Genomic DNA, 18,042 nt, shown 5'->3' with positions numbered 1-18,042 from the left:
TTATTTCAGTGCGTTAACCTTTTGGATCATTTTATCAGTTAAATCATACTGAGCGTCAGAGGCAATTGTTGAATTTTTATTCAAAATAAGATCTAAATTATTTTCTTTTCTTAATTGCTCAGCGACTTGCTTCACTTTTCCTTCAAATGCAGTGTTCATTGACTGTAATGTAGACTGTACTTTAGTCTGTAAACCCTGTTGAGTTGTATTGAACTCATTTAACTTAGCTTGATACAGCGCAGTCATTTTTTGAATATCTGCTTGATTCATCTTAGGACCATCAGTTTGCGCTTTTTGCTGCATAGTTTCCAATTCTTTGCCTAATTGTTCTAATCGTGTCGATGTTGGTTTAACTGATTGGCCAAGAGCAGCATTTTGTTGTTTAAGATATGTGCTACTTTCAACTACGCGAGCTAGATCAACAACACCTATACCAGCAGCATTCGTCATAGCAGAAACCGTTAAACCTAAGCCTAACATCAACATCGTTAATTTTTTCATTATTTCGTCCTTTTATATTTTAAGAGCTTAAAGGCCGTACTTAGAAAGTACGACCAATTTCAAATTGGATTGATTTGGTATTATCACCACTCTTATCATTAAGTGGATAAGCATAACTTAATGATAATGGACCAATCATCGTAATCCATGTGAAACCAGCACCAACGCTATAACGCATATTACCAAAATCGAACTTGTAGTTATCATTACAATATTGTTTGATATCAACCGTACTAGAACCTACTAATATATTACCTTTTGGTATATTACATTGCGTATCAAATACCTGAGCACCTTCGGCAAAAAGTACAGGTCGAACTTGACGTGTCCAATCTCCTTTGAATGGTAAAGGAAGCGCCAATTCTGTTCCAAATTGAACTAGTGCGTTACCACCCACTTCCTCTTTTGATAAGTCATCTTTACCCATTTCCTGGAAAATAACACTTGGATATTTAGGACCTAATGAACTGTTATCATAGCCACGGACTGATCCATAACCACCCGCATAGAAGTTTTTATAGAATGGTAGGTCATTACCATAACCTAATTTACCATAACCTCTAAGCACAAAACCCATAGGTAATGATTTGAATGCCTGAGCATCATAAGTCATTTTTTGATAGTCAACATCACTACCTGGAAGGCCTACTTCTAGACCAACACGGTGCGACATACCTGACGTCGGGAAAAGTGGTCTGTTCAAGGTGTTATAAGACCAACCTAAATTCAAAGTATAAGTTAGGAAACTACCCTCGAAAGCACTATTATAAGTAATCTCACCACCTGGTTTACATTTACCTGTATAGTTACCATCTAAATCTTTATCTAATTGGTCTTCAGGACAATAAGTGTTCTGTGCAGTTGCTTTACCACCATTTGCCAACAAATAATCACGAATGTATGTAGATACACTTGGACCTGTTCTTACTTTAGTTTCATCGATACCTAAAGACGCACTAATACTCTGATTTTCATCAATTGGGTATCCAAAACTTAAACTACCACCGACACTATCAGTAACATAGTTATTAACGTTATAGTTCTCACTTAACTTCGTTTTTCGATAATAAACGTTATAACCACGACTCACGCCATCAATAGTAAAATATGGGTCCGTCACACTTAAGTTATAATAGTCTTGTGTTTCAGAACGAGATAAATCAATCGCAACACGGTTTCCAGTACCCATAAAGTTGGTTTGGCTTAAACCTGCTTGGAAAGTAATACCACCATTTTGAGAATAACCGACCGCAAGTGTCGTTGTACCAGAGTGTTGCTCTTCGACATTAATATTTAAATCAACTTGGTCTGGTGAATTAGGTACACGAACAGGTTTTACATCAACAGTTTTAAAGAAACCTGTACGTTCCAGACGCACTTTGGATAAGTCAATTTTTTCATTGCTTGCTAAAGCACCTTCCATTTGGCGCATTTCACGACGTAATACTTCATCAGCTGTTTTACTATTTCCAGTAAAGTTAATACGACGAACAGTGACTTGCTGACCAGGGTTAATATAATAATTTAGATTCACAATCCCTGTTTGATTATTAATTTCAGGTACAACATTCACTTCTGCATAGTAATAACCTGCATTACCATATTTGCGAAGTAGCAACTGCTTAACGGCATTTACTTTTTCTTGTGAATAAGTTTCACCATCTTTATATAATTTTAGTGCTTTTAATTCTTCAGGTTTATAGAGTGCATCGCCTAAGAATTTGGTTTCACCAAACTTAAATTGACTACCTTCATCAACTGAAACCTCAATAAAGATGTGTTTTTTATCTTCGCTAATGTTGAGTTGTGAATTGATAATATTAAAGTTGATATAACCTTTATTCAGATATAGAGCTCGTAACGCTTCTAAGCTTGCTGCCATTTTTTCACGTGCATAGCGATCATTACGTGTAACAATAGAAGCCCAACCGCTTTCTTTAACTGCAAAAGCTTGTTTAATATCACTATCACTAAATACAGTATTACCAATGATATTAATATCAAATACTTTTGCAGCAGTACCTTCATTAAAATTAAGCTTGAGCTCAACACGGTTATTTGGTCTAGCAACAGTATCAATTGTTACATCTGCATCATAACGACCTTGCTGAGTATATTGTTGTTCAAGCTCAGTCTCAATAATCTGTAATGCAGATTTCTTGAACACTTCGCCTTCAGCAATACCCATCTTTTTTAAGCCCTGTTCTAAGGCTTCTTTAGGGATAAGTTTATTGCCTTTGAATTCCAATTTTGAAATGATTGGACGCTCTACAACTTTAAACACTAATACGTCTTTTTCTTTATAAGCTTTAATGTCATCAAATAAACCTGAAGCATATAAACCACGTATCGACTCAGCAATCATTGGATCACTTACTCTATCGCCACTATTTATTGGTAACATAGAATAGATACTTGCAGGTGTTAAACGCACGAGGCCATCAATTCGTATATCTTGTGCAAGAAACTCATCTGCTGCGTATGCTTGTTGTACCACTGCCATCGCACTAACCAGTGCCAAAGGCATTAATAAATGTGTGTGACGCATGCCCATATATTTTCCAGTAAGTTAAATTCCGTTTGCGTTTTTTATAAACGCATGAAGTCGTTAAATAAAGCCAAAAGCATCATGCTACCGAGCAGTAACATACCAACTTTTAGACCAAACATCTGTATTTGTTCAGAAACAGGTTTACCACGAATTGCTTCAATAAAGTAATAAACTAAATGACCGCCATCAAGCATCGGTATTGGTAATAAATTTAAAATTCCTAAACTAACACTCATCAATGCCATAAAAGAAATAAAGGTTTGCCACCCCATTTCAGCACTCTGTCCTGCAACTTTAGCAATCGTAATAGGACCTGATAAGTTATCCAATCCAATTAGTCCACGTACCATTTTAGTAATCGAACTAAAAATCATACCTGACAATTGTGTTGTTTTTTCAACAGCAACCCCGAAAGCTTCTACAGGTGAATACTGAATGGTTTGTTTATAGTCATTCGGAATTGTGATTTTACCTGCATCACTTTTCACTCCGAGAACACCACTCATATTACCCATATTGTCACGTTGGCCTTGAGGCATCACTTGTAAATGAACCAGTTTGCCTTGACGTAGCACATCAATATTTAAGAGTTTTTCAGGTGAATTTTGTACAACATCAACGACATCAAACCAATCTTTCATTGCAACGTTATTAATCGCAACAATTTTGTCTCCGACTTTCATACCTTGACGTATTGCAGCACCATCAGTACTCAGTTCTTTTACGATCGCTGGAATCACAGGACGATAAGGTAAAAACCCTAACTCATCCAAAGGCGATTGGCTCTGATCTTTTAGAAAATCTTTAATCGGTAAACTAAACTGTTTTTCAATTCCAGTACGCTCAACGACAATTGAAACCTGACCTGTCTCTCCAACACGATTAACTAAAGCGTAGTTTAGTTTTTCCCATGTCGGTGTCGTTTGACCATCAACCATTACTACTTTATCGCCAACATGTAAATTGACTTGAGCAGCAGGTGTATTTGGTACAATCTTACCAATACGTGTATTTAATTGTTCCTGAGCTGGTAAAAACAAAATCCAAAACAATAAAACAGCAAAAATAAGATTAATCAGCGGTCCAGCAGCAACAATTGCAATACGTTTCCAAGGTGACTGACGATTAAACGCATAAGGTAAATCTTGCTCAGCAACATTACCTTCACGCTCATCTAACATTTTGACATAACCACCAAGCGGCAATGCAGAAAGCTGGTATTGTATACCTGATTTTTTCGATTGCCATTTAAGCAAAGTGGGTCCAAAGCCAATAGAATAGACTAAAACTTTAACACCTAATTTACGTGCGACCCAATAATGACCAAACTCATGAATCGCGATCAGTGGGCCTAATAATAAAATCGCCGCAACAATCATAAATAGTGCGCTCATACGATTTAACCCCCTATACCCACGATGTACTTCTCTGCATTACCTCTTGCGATCATATCAGTCTGCAAAATGATGTCTATGCTTTCTGCTTTAGCATTTTGTACAGCTTGTAAAGTATGCTCGACCACTTGCGTAATTTCAGTGAATCGAATCTGCCGATTTAAAAATGCAGCGACCGCGATTTCATTGGCAGCATTCAAAATTGTAGGAGCCAACCCACCCTCACGCATTGCTTGACGAGCTAAATTTAAAGCTGGAAACTTAATATTATCAGGTGCCTGAAAATTTAATTGAGCTGTTTCAAACAGATTTAAAGCAGGAACATCCGTCTTTAATCGTTGCGGCCATGCCAATGCGTGCGCAATTGGCGTACACATGTCTGGGTTACCCATTTGTGCCAAAGTTGATCCATCCACATATTGCACCATGGAATGAATAATACTCTGTGGATGAACAACAACTGTAACAAAATGTTCTGATATTGAAAACAAATGACACGCTTCGATCAATTCCAAACCTTTATTCATTAAAGTCGCTGAATCTACCGAAATTTTTTGCCCCATCGACCAATTTGGATGCTTACAAGCCTGTTGAGGCGTTACATCATGTAATTGTTCTAAAGAATGATTAAGAAATGGACCACCAGAAGCTGTTAATAAAACCTGAGACACTCCAAGTTGTGGCTCACCTGTTCTCTCAATCTGTAAATAATTGTGCGGTAATGACTGAAAGATCGCATTATGCTCTGAATCGACAGGAAGCAATAAAGCATTATGATCACGTGCTGCCTGCATCATGATGTCACCTGACATCACTAAGGCTTCCTTGTTTGCAAGTAACACTCGTTTTCCCGCTTTGACTGCGGCAAGTGTTGGTAATAAACCAGCAGCACCGACAATTGCAGCCATAACAATATCAACTTCATCGTGTTCAGCAATCGCTATCAAACCCGCTTCATCTGTTAAAATTTCAATATTTTTTAGGTTTTCTTGATTTAAACGTTGCTCTAGTTCTAAAGCTTTTATTTTCGGAACAACCACTATTTTAGGGCTGTATTTTTTACATATTTCTACCAGTTCATCTAAACGACTATATGCAGAAACCGCATAAACAGAGTATTGGTCTGGGTGTCGTGCCAATACTTTTAAGGTACTTTGCCCAATAGAGCCCGTAACACCCAATATACAAACAGCCTGTGTCATTTATAGATCTACACCAATAAGTTTTACCAATACATACATACCAGTTGCAAAAATAGGCGATGCAGCAAGAAGTGAATCAATTCGATCTAATACTCCACCATGCCCAGGAAGTACACGACCTGAGTCTTTAATGCCTGCACGACGTTTGATCATTGACTCAAACAAGTCACCTAATACTGATGCAAAAACGGTAATAATAGAAAGAATCAGGAATAAGATAAGCTGTATTACAGTTAAGTCTAAATAGAAATGTTGTACAACCAACATAATCACAACTGTTGTTGCAATACCACCATACAATCCCTCAACCGATTTATTTGGGCTTACTGTAGGAGCAAGTTTTCTTTTACCCAATTTACGACCAACAAAATATGCACCACTATCTGCCCCCCAAACCAACAAGAACAAATACATCAGCCACCAAGGTGAGCTATGCCAAACCGCATAAAGCGCAGTCACTGCTGCAGAAATTAGAATAAAACCAATTGCATATAATGATACATTGTACCAATTATCTGATTCTGGAAAGTTTTTAACCCAGTAAATACTACCTAGCCACGTAAGAATAGATGCTGCCCATAGCAACAATGCAACATCATCAAAAAATAATGCGAGTGTTGAAACCGATGCTACACATATACCATATATCCAAGCCTTAGGTTTTGAAACAATAGCTTCTTTATGAGGCATAAGCTTAAACCACTCATAGCCTGCAACCCCAGCTGCTAAAATCATAAGCACAAACATTGGATAATGTGATTGCGTCGCAAACATGCAACTTAAAACAACAGCAACTAACACCAATGCGGTAATAATCCGCTCTAACATTATTAATTCTCTATTTTCGCTTGTTGAATCTGTTCTGTCGTCTTACCGAAACGTCGTTCACGTCCTGAAAAAACACGAAATGCGTAATCCAATTCTTCGACCTTAAACTCTGGCCATAAAGTTTCTGTAAAGTACAATTCTGCATACGCAGCTTGCCACAATAAGAAATTTGAAAGGCGATAATCTCCCCCTGTACGAATTAATAAATCCACAGCAGGTAGGTCATTTAGACTGACATATTTATCAAATAAATCAACATTTATATGATTTGTTTGAACTTTTCCAGCAAGAACATCTTGAGCGATACACTTGGCTGCATGCGCCATATCCCACATTCCGCCATAACTGATTGCAATCGTTAAAGTCATAGAATTGAAAGATGCCGTTTTTTGTTCTGCATATAACATTAAATCTTTTAATTCATTTGATAATTTAGAACGATCACCAATAAAACGTAATGCTATATTGAATTTTTCCATTCGAGGTAGTTGTTCATGAATTGTGTCTTCTAACAATTTCATTAACAAATCAACTTCGAACTGAGGTCTATTCCAATTTTCACTTGAAAATGCAAAAACAGTTAAAGCTTGAACACCAACTCTTTTACAATGTTCAACGATCGGATCAAGGACATTCTTACCTTCTCGATGCCCATCACCTTTTTGCAAATTATTTTTTTTTGCAAAACGATTGTTGCCATCCATAATGATGGCAACATGTTTTGGAAGAAGCGGTTCTTCTTGTAAGGTCATAAAAATTAGACCTTCATTAATTCTGCTTCTTTTGCAGCTAGACGTTTATCTACTTCTGCAACATATTTATCTGTGATCTTTTGAATATCTTCACCAGCACGGCGTTCATCATCTTCAGAAATTTCTTTTTCTTTCAATAATGCTTTGATATCACCTAAAACATCACGACGAATGTTTCGAATAGCAACTTTTGCATTTTCAGCTTCATTACGAGCAACTTTTTGCATGTCACGACGAGTTTCTTCAGTCAACGCAGGTAAAGGTACACGAATTGAATCAGCTGTAATTGGGTTTAAACCCAAATCGCTTTCACGAATTGCTTTATCAATTGGAGAAACCATTGTACGCTCAAATGGCTGAACAATAAGCGTACGAGAATCTTCAACACCTACGTTAGCAACTTGATTCAAAGGAACGTCAGAACCATAGTAAGGAACCATCACACCATTTAAAATTGATGGGTGAGCACGTCCAGTACGAACTTTAGCAAAACCTTGTTCTAAAGAATCAAGAGTTTTCTGCATGCGTTGTTCGCTATCTTTTTTGAGATCGTTAATCATATGATCTTCCTTACTTATTCATTAGGTATTACAAAATATTTAGACATTAGTATAAAGCGCTTTATGGCTCACGTACATTAATTCGTAACGTGAGTACCCTCTTTTTCACCCATAACAACAGAAAGTAAAGCACCCGATTTATTCATATCGAATACTTGTAATGGGACATTATGATCACGGCATAAGCAAATTGCTGTAAGATCCATTACACCCAACTTTTCATCAAGTACTTGATCGAAAGTTAAATTATCATACTTAACCGCATCATCATATTTACTTGGATCTTTATTATAAACACCATCAACTTTAGTTGCTTTTAAGATGAGGTTTGCTTCAATTTCAATACCACGTAAGCAAGCAGCTGTATCTGTGGTAAAGAATGGATTACCTGTACCCGCAACAAATACACAAACTTCACCTTGGCTTAGGTGGCGAATTGCATCACGACTTGAGTAAGATTCAACAACCGTGCCAATTGGAAGTGCAGACATTAAACGTGTTTTAATATTACGGCGCACTAATGCATCACGCATTGCCAAACCATTCATTACAGTTGCCAACATCCCCATTTGGTCACCTGTTACACGACCTACAAGCCCATCTTTTTGCAACTGACTACCACGGTATAAGTTACCACCACCCACAACAATACCAACCTGCACACCCAAACCAACCAAGTGTGCAATTGAAAGTGACATCTGATCTAATACTTGGGCATCAATACCCATATCTTTATTACCCGCTAAAGCTTCACCAGAAAGCTTTAACAAAATACGTGCATAACGTGGATTTTTAGAAGCTGACATACTTTTACTCCAAACCGACCAATCTCATAAATTCTTTTATCGCATTTAATATTAAGCAGATTTAATCTGAATTAACTTTGCAAATAAATCATATTCATCCGCATCTGTAATTTCGACTTCAAGCAGATCACCTGCTTTAATCACACTTTTATCAATATCTTCTACAAAAACATTACCGTCAATTTCAGGTGCATCCGCGTAAGAACGCGCTACCGCTACTGGAAATTCATCTTCCAAGCTATCTACAAGCACAGTCATCTTTTGACCGATACGCTTTTGTAGTTTTGCAGCAGAAATTTCTTGTTGGACTTCCATAAAACGTTCATAACGTTCTTGCTTAATTTCTTCAGGTACGTGATCAGGTAGATCATTTGCCGTTGCACCCTCTACTGGCGAATAAGTAAAACAGCCCACGCGATCTAATTGAGCTTCTTTTAACCACTCTAATAGAATTTGGAAATCTTCTTCAGTTTCACCAGGGAAACCCACAACAAAAGTTGAGCGAATCACCAATTCAGGGCATTTTTCACGCCACAATTTCAGACGCTCTAATGTATTTTCGCTATGGGCTGGTCGCTTCATTAATTTTAAAATGCGCGGACTGGCATGCTGAAAAGGAATATCTAAATATGGCAGGATTTTCCCTTGTGCCATTAGGTCAATAACTGCATCGACATGTGGGTACGGATAAACATAATGTAAACGCACCCAAATACCAAGCTGACCAAGTGCTTCACACATATCATAGAACTTAGTTTTTACAGGTTGACCATTCCAAAAATCCAACTTGTATTTGGTATCGACACCATAAGCAGAAGTATCTTGAGAAATAACCAATACTTCTTTTACACCAGCACGTTTTAATGCTGCTGCTTCATCTAACACACTACCCACAGGACGAGAAACTAAATCACCACGCATACTTGGGATAATGCAGAAAGTACAACGATGGTTACAGCCTTCTGATATTTTTAAATAAGCATAATGTTTTGGTGTTAGACGCACACCTTGTTCTGGGACTAGATCAATAAATGGGTTATGTTTTGGAGGAGCTGGTACATATTCATGTACAGCTTCCATTACATCTTGATAAGCTGCCGCCCCTGTAACTTTAAGCACATTTGGGTGCATTTGACGAATTTTATCTTCATCTTTACCTAAGCAACCAGTAACGATCACACGACCGTTTTCGCTCATGGCTTCGCCAATGGCATCTAAAGACTCTTGCACTGCAGATTCAATAAAACCACAGGTGTTAACAACAACCAAATCTGCACCGTCGTAATCTGATGCAACTTGATAACCTTCAGTCTTTAACTGAGTTAAAATTCGTTCAGAATCTACCAATGCCTTAGGACAACCTAAAGATACAAAACCGACTTTGGGGGTCTTCATGAATCTGCGCTCCACTTGAATCGGCGTATTGTATGACTTTTCTTTGCTGCCGCATAGCTACAAAGCTATCTCTTTGTGTAATGCACCAAAATACAACCAAAATTTTAAACAAACCCTAACAACGCACCATTTTAAAGCATGATAAAATATTGAAATAACTCAATCTATGTGAAAAATACAGCATAAACTCATTATTTATGAATTAAGTTATTGAAAATTAGCTAATACAAAGTTGGCTTGCATTTTGCATTAAATACATTTCAGAAGTTAATGGCTATTCATCTATATTGATATTTATTGCGCCATTTTAAAACAGGACGATTCACAAATGGATCAACATAACACTATCGACTATCGACTGCTCGTAGATAATCTGACCACTGCCATATTATTGGTCGATAGTAAACTTAATATTTTTTATTTAAATTCGGCTTGTGAAGCATTATTCGATGTTAGTTTACTTCGCGCATCAGGTCAGCCTGTGCTCAATCTACTTCATGCACATGACGATTCATTTAATACACATGAAGCTTTATTAAATACATTAAAAAGCGGACAACATTACACACGCCGCGAAGCTGTAATTAATGTGAATTTTAAACCAATCCATGTGGATTATACGGTCTCACAACTAAATGCAGGTAAAAGTTATCACCCACTTTTATTAATCGAACTCAATCCAATTGATCGGATGTTGAAAATTTCTAAAGAAGAAAATTTAGTACAACAACATCAAGTCGCACGCCAACTAGTTCGCGGCGTGGCACATGAAATTAAGAATCCTCTAGCGGGCATTCGTGGTGCAACACAATTACTTGCTCGCAGCTTAAATGATGAAAGCTATCGTGAGTTTACCGACATTATTATTAGTGAAGTCGATCGCCTAACCAATCTCGCAGATACCATGCTTGGTTCACGTCAATTACCAAGCTACGAACTGGTTAATGTACATGAACCTTTAGAGCGCGTTCGTTCACTTATTGTGAACCAAACGAAGAAAAAAATTAAGATTACTCGTGATTACGACCTGTCTTTACCTGATGTGATGGCTGACCGTGATCAACTGATTCAAGTCATGCTCAATATCAGCGTAAATGCTGTGCAAGCAATGACTGAAAATAAAGATTTTTTTGTCGATTCAGAACCAGAGCTAATTTTAAGAACGCGCATTCAACGCTTAGTCACAATTAACGGTGTTCTGAATCGCTCATCGATAAGAATTGATATTGAAGACAATGGACCAGGTGTTCCAGAAAGCATATTAGAGTCTGTATTTTACCCTCTTGTGACTGGGCGAGCAAAGGGAACAGGGCTTGGCCTCAGTATCGCGCAAAACATCATGCATCAACACAACGGAATGATCGAGTGTCAATCCGTTCCAGGAAAAACCATATTTAGCTTATATTTACCTTGGGAGTCAGACCGTGTCACGAAATAAAATTTGGGTAATTGATGACGATCGTGCCATGCGTTGGGTACTCGAAAAAACTTTTAAAGAAGAAGGTTTTGACGTCACCAACTTTGAAGAAGCACAAACAGCGCTAGAACGTTTGCATGATGCTGCACCCGATGTCATTTTGACAGATATTCGTATGCCTGGAATTGATGGCTTAACTTTCCTATCTAAAGTTAAAAACACGCATCCAGATCTACCTGTCATCATCATGACAGCACATTCTGATTTAGAATCTGCCGTCTCAAGTTACCAAACTGGTGCATTTGAGTATTTACCAAAACCATTTGATATCGATGAAGCTTTAGCATTAGTGAATCGTGCTATTTTACATATCAATAAATTGCAACAACAAGAAGCAACCAAAGCAACGACACCTTTACAATCAACCGAAATTATTGGTGAATCACCTGCAATGCAGGAGGTGTTTCGTGCCATTGGACGTCTATCTCAATCCCATATCACGGTTCTTATAAATGGTGAGTCAGGTACAGGTAAAGAACTTGTCGCACATGCATTACACAAGCATTCCCCTCGTCGTGCCAAACCATTTATTGCACTCAATATGGCTGCCATTCCAAAAGACTTAATCGAAACTGAGTTATTTGGGCATGAAAAAGGTGCATTTACAGGTGCAAATACTCAGCATCAAGGTCGCTTTGAGCAAGCCAACGGCGGTACATTATTTCTTGATGAAATTGGTGATATGCCATTTGAAACCCAGACACGTTTACTACGCGTCCTTGCTGATGGCGAGTTCTACCGTGTTGGTGGACATATTCCAGTTAAAGTTGATGTCCGAATTGTAGCCGCAACCCACCAAGACTTAGAGAAGTTAGTGAATGAAGGTCGTTTCCGTGAGGACTTGTACCATCGCCTTAATGTGATTCGCATTCATATTCCGAAACTTGCTCATCGTAGTGAAGATATTCCGATGCTTGCGCAACATTTCTTGGCGCGTGCAGGTAAAGAATTAGGTGTTAGTCCTAAAATCTTACGTACAGAAACAACTGACTATATGCAGCAACTCCCTTGGCCAGGTAACGTTCGTCAATTAGAAAATACTTGTCGTTGGTTAACAGTCATGATTACTGGACGTGAAGTCTATCCAGAAGATCTACCTGCTGAGCTAAAACAAGTTGCTATACAGAAGTCGACGAATGATGCATCAGCTACAAGCCCAGCATTAGTTGAAAGAATTGCTGTACATCATTGGGATGAGCTACTAGCTCAATGGGCGATCCAAAAGTTAAAAAATGGTGAAATGAAAATTTTAGATATCGCAACACCAATGTTTGAGCGCACTTTGATTAATGCAGCCCTACAACAAACACGTGGTCGCAAACGCCATGCAGCAGAGCTTTTAGGTTGGGGCCGTAACACGCTGACTCGCAAACTTAAAGAGCTTGGCATGGATTCAACAGACGATGATGAAGACGATGAAGTGCGTTCAGCATAAATCATAAACAGTCCATAAAAGCGAGTAATGATCACATTACTCGCTTTTTTACATTGAGATGTTTAGATACATGATCTAATGTCATAGCCATACAAGACATATGGTTTTTGCTATAATAAAAATATTCCCTTAACGCTCATTGAATATAATGACTGATATTTGTTACCCAAGTTGCGAACAACCTCAAACTCGTCGTGGTCAAGAACGTCGCCTTGCCTTATTACTATGTGCAACCGATTTATTTCTTGAAAAAGGTTATGATGCGGTTTCCTTGGATGATATTGTCAATCATGCAGGTGGCTCAAAAGCTTCTATTTATAAATATTTTGGCAACAAAGAAGGTCTCTTTACTGCGATTTGTGATTATCGTCGTGAAGTGTTTTTTAAAGGTGTTTGCTTTCCATACACTTCAGAACAAAATAATTTAAGAACATACCTTGTACAAACATTAAAACGCTTTTATCAACATATTATTCAACCTGAAAATATTGCCTTTATGCGCATGTTCACCGAGCAAACTCAAAAAGATATACAATTAGCTCACTATTTTTATGACCAATGTGCTTTAAATATACAGAATACGATTGCATTTGCTTTAGGTCAGGCACACGACCTCAATGAAATATACTGCTCTAACCCTCATTTCTCTGCCATGATGTATTTCGGAATTTTACGTGATGTCGAGTGGCGACTTTTAATGGGTTTAGAAGTATCAGCAAATGACGCTGAAATAACTGATTATATTAATTATTCCGTTGATTTATTCTTAAAAGCTCATCAAAATCTAGGGCCTGTTGCCACTTTATAAATGAGTTGCGTTGTAGGCTAAAAATTCATCAGACAAGGCGTGAAATGCAGGCAATGGCTATTCCCTTGCCAAGTTTCATAACGAGGTATGAGGGATTTTTAGCCACAACCCTTTGGGACAGGGACATTTTTTGCCGCTACTGCGTTATGTTTCTCTCATTTAGATCACTAAATTTCGCAAAACATGCCTTGTATCGTCTAAAAAACGTCCTCTGTCGCAACCATAGAGAAAATGGCAACAGGCCCTTAATTCTTTTGCATTTTTTTTGGGGTGTAGTATAGTAGTCAATTCCTTTTTTATCACCACCCATTAAATAACAATTAATTATTGTTTTTATTCAATAATTATTGTGGGAGTAACTATGGCGCTTCGGCATTTCCTGACTTTACGAGACCTTTCAACTTTAGAGTTGCAACGCATTTTAGACCGTGCACAAGAATTGAAACGCATGCAACATGCAAATACGGTTTTTCAACCATTTGTAGGTAAAGTCTTAGGAATGATTTTTGAGAAATCGAGTACACGTACACGTATTTCTTTTGAAGCCGGTATTTGCCAATTTGGTGGTAATGCAATTTTCCTTTCTCCACGAGATACTCAATTAGGTCGTGGTGAGCCAATTGAGGATTCAGCACGTGTCATTTCAAGCATGCTTAATATCGTGATGATTCGTACTTTTGGCCATGATATTGTTGAACGTTTTGCTTCTTATTCGAAAGTTCCTGTCATTAATGGATTAACGGATGACCACCATCCATGTCAATTACTTGCTGACTTACAAACCTTTCAAGAACACCGTGGAAGCATTAAAGGTAAAACCGTTGCTTGGATTGGCGATGGCAATAATATGTGTAATTCATACATTGAGGCAGCACATATGATGGGTTTTAAACTCAAAATTGCTGCACCTGAAGGTTATGAACCAAAACCTGAGTTTTTGACTGAATTTGCCGATTGTGTAGAAGTGTTTAATAAAGCTGAGGATGCTGCGGTTAATGCTGACCTGATCGTAACTGATGTATGGGCAAGCATGGGGCAAGAAGAAGAACAAAAGCTTCGTGAAAAAGCATTTGCTGATTTCCAAGTGAATGAAAAATTAATGGATCTGGCTCATCCAGATTGTTTATTTATGCATTGCTTACCCGCACACCGTGGCGAAGAAATTTCTGAGCACATGCTCGATCATAAAAATTCAGTGGTTTGGGATGAAGCAGAAAACCGTTTACATGCCCAAAAGGCATTGATGGAATTCCTACTCAATGAGAATTTAAAAAAAGACTAAATAGCTAAAGAAAACAGCATCATCATGATGCTGTTTTTATTTTTGCGATCTAAATTGAACACTTAAATAAAAACACTTATAGTAGAAAAATCTTTTATTAGAAGAAGTTTCTCATCTTGGTTGAAACTTTGATAACTACAAAGCGAACATTATGACTTCACTCGAACAAGCACTTTCTGAAATTCCTAGTTTTTCTTTGGTGCACGAGCATTTATTTAGTTCTGCTCAGCCTAGCGTTGAACAATTACAGCAAATTAAAGAATATGGCTGTAGTACAGTAATCAATCTTGCGACAAGCAAATCAGAAAATCATTTAGCTGAACAAGACCAAATCTGCTTGGATTTAGGCTTAAACTACATTCATATTCCTATTGATTGGGATCTTCCTTGTGCAGAACAATGCTTATTCGTTTTAGATTTAATTGCTCATCTTGTTCAAAATGAAATTGTTTGGCTGCATTGTGCCAAAAACATGCGTGTAAGTAGTTTGATGTATTTATATCGTCAATTTTATATGGATATGGATATGCCAACGGCTCAAGCATTACTTCACGAAATTTGGGAACCGAATGAGACTTGGACAGGTTTAATTCATAGTATTACTTTACAACTGCAAGGTCGTAAAGCAACACTTGAACTTGAACAATCATTGATGAATGTACATCATCTTGTTTGATGTGAAATTAAGACAGTTGCTGTTGCTAAAATACCTTCTTGGCGACCTGTAAATCCTAGTTGTTCCGTTGTCGTTGCTTTGACACTAATTTGAGTGATATCGACTTCAAGTACATCAGCAATACTTTGGCGCATTTCTAAATTATGTTTTGCGAGCTTTGGACGTTCACACGCAACTGTGATATCAGCATTATTTAAATGATAACCACGATCCAGAATCAACTGATACACATGCTTAAGCAACACACGACTATCTGCACCCTTATATTCTGGGTCAGTGTCAGGAAAATGTTGTCCAATATCGCCTAAAGCCAATGCACCCAACAATGCATCACACAGCGCATGCAGCACCACGTCACCATCAGAATGGGCTTTTAAACCATGCGTATGCGGAATTTTAATCCCAGCTAAAGTAACGAAATTGCCTTCTTCAAAAGCATGTACATCAATTCCTTGTCCAATACGAATTTGAGCAACCATATGATTTTCCTTTTACAATATACTGAACAAATCTTGTATTCAGGCTTTCTATTTCGCTATAGTACAGTGAGCAAATTAGGCTGAACATATAAGTGATTATGCTGTTGAACACCTTAATAAATCAATTAAAGAAATCTGGTTATATCATCACATTGAGTTGTTTTTGCTCATCATTTGTATTTGCCGCATCGATTAATTGTACAACACAGAATGCTGAGCAAAAAAAAATTTGTTCTAAGCAATATCAAGACCAACGAACTAAGCTGAATAATAAGTTTTTAACCGCTTATCTTGTGACTGATGCTCCAATTCAACTACTACATGACACACAAAAACTTTGGCTTAATCAAATCCAACAATGCAAATCTAAAAATTGTTATCAGCAACAATTTGATGTTCGTTTAGATGATTTAAACTTTTATACTTCAATGAATCAGACGCTTACACAACACTATTTAAAATTTGAACATGGTGATTTAGCCAAACAACCTGTTCACATTCAGATTCATCAACTTGATAAAGATAAGTTAAAAATCGAAGGAATTGCTTATCGTAATCCCAATAATCGTGTGGAGACTCAAACTTTATCTTTACTTGCCTACACCACTCCCGAACAAAAGAATCTCATTATTGATAATGAAAAAAAATGCCAGTACCAATTTGACTTTCAAAAAGCCTTATTAATTATAAAAAGTGGGCAAAAAGATTGTGAACGTTTTACAGGAATTTATCGTTTGTATGATTAATTAATAAAAGTGATATAAGCCGATGTTTTCACATCGGCTTTTTATATTTAGCTTGGGAATTTTTGTGCAATTTCCTCGCTAATCAATACCGCTGTTGCGGCAGATAAAGTCCAGCCTAAATGCCCATGCCCAGTATTGTAAAATACTCGCGCATGTTTCCCCTGTTTCACCACAGGCAACATATTTGGCATCATCGGACGTAAGCCCGCCCATGGTACAGCGTGCTCAGTTGAAATATCAAAATTTTGGTTAACCCAATTAATTAAAGGTTGGATTCGATCTGTTCGAATATCCCGATTGTAACCATTAAACTCCGCTGTACCAGCTACACGGAAACGATCCACGCCTAATCTTGAGGTTACAATCTTTGCACTTTCATCTAGCAAGCTGACCCAAGGCGCATTTTTTACACTTCGCTCATCTTTAAGCTGAACTGTAATTGAATATCCTTTTACGGGATAGACATTGACAGTATCACCAAGCATATCGGCTAATTGGTAACTTCCAACGCCACCACACACAACGATTAAGTCTGCTTCCATTATGGTCTGCTCATCTGCTTTTGAGTTCATATTCTCAGAACTCTTTTTACAGCTAACAATCACTTTATCTTGCAAACATTTAACATCAACAACATCCAAACCAAAGCGATATTTCACGCCATACGCTTGCGTTCTTTCCGCCAAACCAACAGAGTACTTATGAATATCACCTGTTGCATCGCCTGCTGTGTAATATCCACCATAATAATCACCAGTTAAATTTGGCTCAATTGCCTTCATTTCTTCAGGTGTAATTGCATGACGTTCAAGTTTACCTTCCACTAAAACATCATTCACTTTTTTTGCGACATCAAAGTCTTCTTTGCTGTGGTACATATGCAAAATACCACGCTTTTCTAAATCAAAAGCAATATTCTCTTTTTCTGCAATTTCAAATAATCGTTGTCTTGCTAACAACGCCAAACGAACTGTTTCAATTGTATTTACTTTCTTTGTACACGACAAATTTCATAGGGCCCTTGTCCTATCAGGCTTTTTCTTCCTTAAAATTGCGAGCACTTTCTTAAATTCTTCTTTTTTTCCAAAACCAATCAAACGTAGAATAGCCATTTGAACATAGTCCAAACCGTAGCGAAATAAACTTACTG

General features: G+C 37.5%; 16 protein-coding genes and 2 pseudogenes. 6 read left to right on the top strand and 12 right to left on the bottom strand.

Annotated elements, in window-relative coordinates:
- The 9 genes from CDG56_RS12135 to rimO form a co-directional block, all read right to left on the bottom strand.
- Nucleotides 1-501, bottom strand: a complete 501-nt coding sequence (locus tag CDG56_RS12135) for an OmpH family outer membrane protein (protein ID WP_005160299.1) — start codon at nt 499-501, stop codon at nt 1-3.
- Nucleotides 502-541: 40 nt separating this feature from the next.
- Nucleotides 542-3,055: an outer membrane protein assembly factor BamA gene (gene bamA, locus CDG56_RS12130; protein WP_087548008.1), complete on the bottom strand. Its 2,514-nt coding sequence runs from the start codon at nt 3,053-3,055 to the stop codon at nt 542-544.
- A gap of 35 nt (nt 3,056-3,090) precedes the next feature.
- The gene (rseP, locus tag CDG56_RS12125; protein WP_087548007.1) at nt 3,091-4,446 is read right to left on the bottom strand and encodes an RIP metalloprotease RseP; all 1,356 of its coding nucleotides are present in this window, start codon (nt 4,444-4,446) and stop codon (nt 3,091-3,093) included.
- 5 nt (nt 4,447-4,451) lie between these two features.
- Nucleotides 4,452-5,648 carry a 1-deoxy-D-xylulose-5-phosphate reductoisomerase gene (gene ispC / locus CDG56_RS12120; protein WP_005160305.1) on the bottom strand — a complete coding sequence of 399 codons (1,197 nt, stop codon included), beginning with the start codon at nt 5,646-5,648 and terminating at the stop codon, nt 4,452-4,454.
- Entirely contained in the window at nt 5,649-6,476 is an 828-nt protein-coding gene (locus CDG56_RS12115) for a phosphatidate cytidylyltransferase (protein ID WP_087548006.1), read from the bottom strand.
- Between the two features lie 2 nt (nt 6,477-6,478).
- Entirely contained in the window at nt 6,479-7,228 is a 750-nt protein-coding gene (gene uppS / locus CDG56_RS12110) for a polyprenyl diphosphate synthase (protein ID WP_087548005.1), read from the bottom strand.
- 5 nt (nt 7,229-7,233) lie between these two features.
- Entirely contained in the window at nt 7,234-7,788 is a 555-nt protein-coding gene (frr, locus tag CDG56_RS12105) for a ribosome recycling factor (RefSeq protein WP_087548004.1), read from the bottom strand.
- A gap of 77 nt (nt 7,789-7,865) precedes the next feature.
- On the bottom strand, nt 7,866-8,594 hold the full coding sequence (gene pyrH, locus CDG56_RS12100) for a UMP kinase (RefSeq protein ID WP_004662027.1): 729 nt from the start codon (nt 8,592-8,594) through the stop codon (nt 7,866-7,868).
- Between the two features lie 51 nt (nt 8,595-8,645).
- Complete coding sequence (rimO, locus tag CDG56_RS12095) at nt 8,646-9,989, bottom strand: 30S ribosomal protein S12 methylthiotransferase RimO (protein ID WP_087548003.1); 1,344 nt, start codon at nt 9,987-9,989, stop codon at nt 8,646-8,648.
- A gap of 328 nt (nt 9,990-10,317) precedes the next feature.
- Between rimO and glnL the strand changes: the two genes are divergently transcribed.
- From glnL to CDG56_RS12070, 5 genes are all read left to right on the top strand, one after another.
- Entirely contained in the window at nt 10,318-11,427 is a 1,110-nt protein-coding gene (gene glnL / locus CDG56_RS12090; protein ID WP_005160313.1) for a nitrogen regulation protein NR(II), read from the top strand.
- Nucleotides 11,414-12,901, top strand: coding sequence for a nitrogen regulation protein NR(I) (gene glnG, locus CDG56_RS12085; RefSeq protein ID WP_005216038.1), 1,488 nt, complete (start codon nt 11,414-11,416; stop codon nt 12,899-12,901). Before glnL ends, glnG begins: the two co-directional genes overlap by 14 nt.
- Nucleotides 12,902-13,049: 148 nt before the next feature.
- Entirely contained in the window at nt 13,050-13,709 is a 660-nt protein-coding gene (locus CDG56_RS12080; protein ID WP_087548002.1) for a TetR/AcrR family transcriptional regulator, read from the top strand.
- Nucleotides 13,710-14,070: 361 nt separating this feature from the next.
- Nucleotides 14,071-14,991 carry an ornithine carbamoyltransferase gene (gene argF, locus CDG56_RS12075; protein ID WP_087548001.1) on the top strand — a complete coding sequence of 307 codons (921 nt, stop codon included), beginning with the start codon at nt 14,071-14,073 and terminating at the stop codon, nt 14,989-14,991.
- A gap of 151 nt (nt 14,992-15,142) precedes the next feature.
- Nucleotides 15,143-15,667, top strand: a complete 525-nt coding sequence (locus CDG56_RS12070; protein ID WP_087548000.1) for a protein tyrosine phosphatase family protein — start codon at nt 15,143-15,145, stop codon at nt 15,665-15,667.
- Here CDG56_RS12070 and ispF read toward each other — a convergent pair.
- Nucleotides 15,655-16,146 (bottom strand): 2-C-methyl-D-erythritol 2,4-cyclodiphosphate synthase, encoded by a 492-nt coding sequence (ispF, locus tag CDG56_RS12065; protein ID WP_087547999.1) that lies wholly within the window; start codon nt 16,144-16,146, stop codon nt 15,655-15,657. The genes CDG56_RS12070 and ispF overlap by 13 nt on opposite strands.
- A gap of 98 nt (nt 16,147-16,244) precedes the next feature.
- Between ispF and CDG56_RS12060 the strand changes: the two genes are divergently transcribed.
- On the top strand, nt 16,245-16,892 hold the full coding sequence (locus CDG56_RS12060; protein ID WP_087536144.1) for a hypothetical protein: 648 nt from the start codon (nt 16,245-16,247) through the stop codon (nt 16,890-16,892).
- Nucleotides 16,893-16,939: 47 nt separating this feature from the next.
- Here CDG56_RS12060 and CDG56_RS12055 read toward each other — a convergent pair.
- Together CDG56_RS12055 and CDG56_RS12050 are read right to left on the bottom strand one after the other, a co-directional pair.
- A pseudogene (locus tag CDG56_RS12055) lies at nt 16,940-17,884 on the bottom strand (D-amino acid dehydrogenase); the annotation flags it as partial.
- Nucleotides 17,885-17,902: 18 nt separating this feature from the next.
- Nucleotides 17,903-18,042 (bottom strand): annotated as a pseudogene (locus CDG56_RS12050) (IS4 family transposase); the annotation flags it as partial.

It is taken from the genome of Acinetobacter sp. WCHA39, assembly GCF_002165385.1.
Classification (GTDB): Bacteria; Pseudomonadota; Gammaproteobacteria; order Pseudomonadales; family Moraxellaceae; genus Acinetobacter.
Note: the sequence above shows the minus strand (reverse complement) of the source record. Positions and strands in the feature narration are given on the sequence as shown.

What these genes read in the sequence shown, in the direction of transcription:
- bamA (WP_087548008.1), bottom strand. Translation starts at nt 3,055, where the DNA reads ATGGGCATGCGTCACACACATTTATTAATGCCTTTGGCACTGGTTAGT.
- CDG56_RS12080 (WP_087548002.1), top strand. Translation starts at nt 13,050, where the DNA reads ATGACTGATATTTGTTACCCAAGTTGCGAACAACCTCAAACTCGTCGT.
- CDG56_RS12135 (WP_005160299.1), bottom strand. Translation starts at nt 501, where the DNA reads ATGAAAAAATTAACGATGTTGATGTTAGGCTTAGGTTTAACGGTTTCT.
- CDG56_RS12115 (WP_087548006.1), bottom strand. Translation starts at nt 6,476, where the DNA reads ATGTTAGAGCGGATTATTACCGCATTGGTGTTAGTTGCTGTTGTTTTA.
- pyrH (WP_004662027.1), bottom strand. Translation starts at nt 8,594, where the DNA reads ATGTCAGCTTCTAAAAATCCACGTTATGCACGTATTTTGTTAAAGCTT.
- argF (WP_087548001.1), top strand. Translation starts at nt 14,071, where the DNA reads ATGGCGCTTCGGCATTTCCTGACTTTACGAGACCTTTCAACTTTAGAG.
- CDG56_RS12060 (WP_087536144.1), top strand. Translation starts at nt 16,245, where the DNA reads ATGCTGTTGAACACCTTAATAAATCAATTAAAGAAATCTGGTTATATC.
- ispF (WP_087547999.1), bottom strand. Translation starts at nt 16,146, where the DNA reads ATGGTTGCTCAAATTCGTATTGGACAAGGAATTGATGTACATGCTTTT.
- uppS (WP_087548005.1), bottom strand. Translation starts at nt 7,228, where the DNA reads ATGACCTTACAAGAAGAACCGCTTCTTCCAAAACATGTTGCCATCATT.
- CDG56_RS12070 (WP_087548000.1), top strand. Translation starts at nt 15,143, where the DNA reads ATGACTTCACTCGAACAAGCACTTTCTGAAATTCCTAGTTTTTCTTTG.
- rimO (WP_087548003.1), bottom strand. Translation starts at nt 9,989, where the DNA reads ATGAAGACCCCCAAAGTCGGTTTTGTATCTTTAGGTTGTCCTAAGGCA.
- ispC (WP_005160305.1), bottom strand. Translation starts at nt 5,648, where the DNA reads ATGACACAGGCTGTTTGTATATTGGGTGTTACGGGCTCTATTGGGCAA.
- glnL (WP_005160313.1), top strand. Translation starts at nt 10,318, where the DNA reads ATGGATCAACATAACACTATCGACTATCGACTGCTCGTAGATAATCTG.
- rseP (WP_087548007.1), bottom strand. Translation starts at nt 4,446, where the DNA reads ATGAGCGCACTATTTATGATTGTTGCGGCGATTTTATTATTAGGCCCA.
- frr (WP_087548004.1), bottom strand. Translation starts at nt 7,788, where the DNA reads ATGATTAACGATCTCAAAAAAGATAGCGAACAACGCATGCAGAAAACT.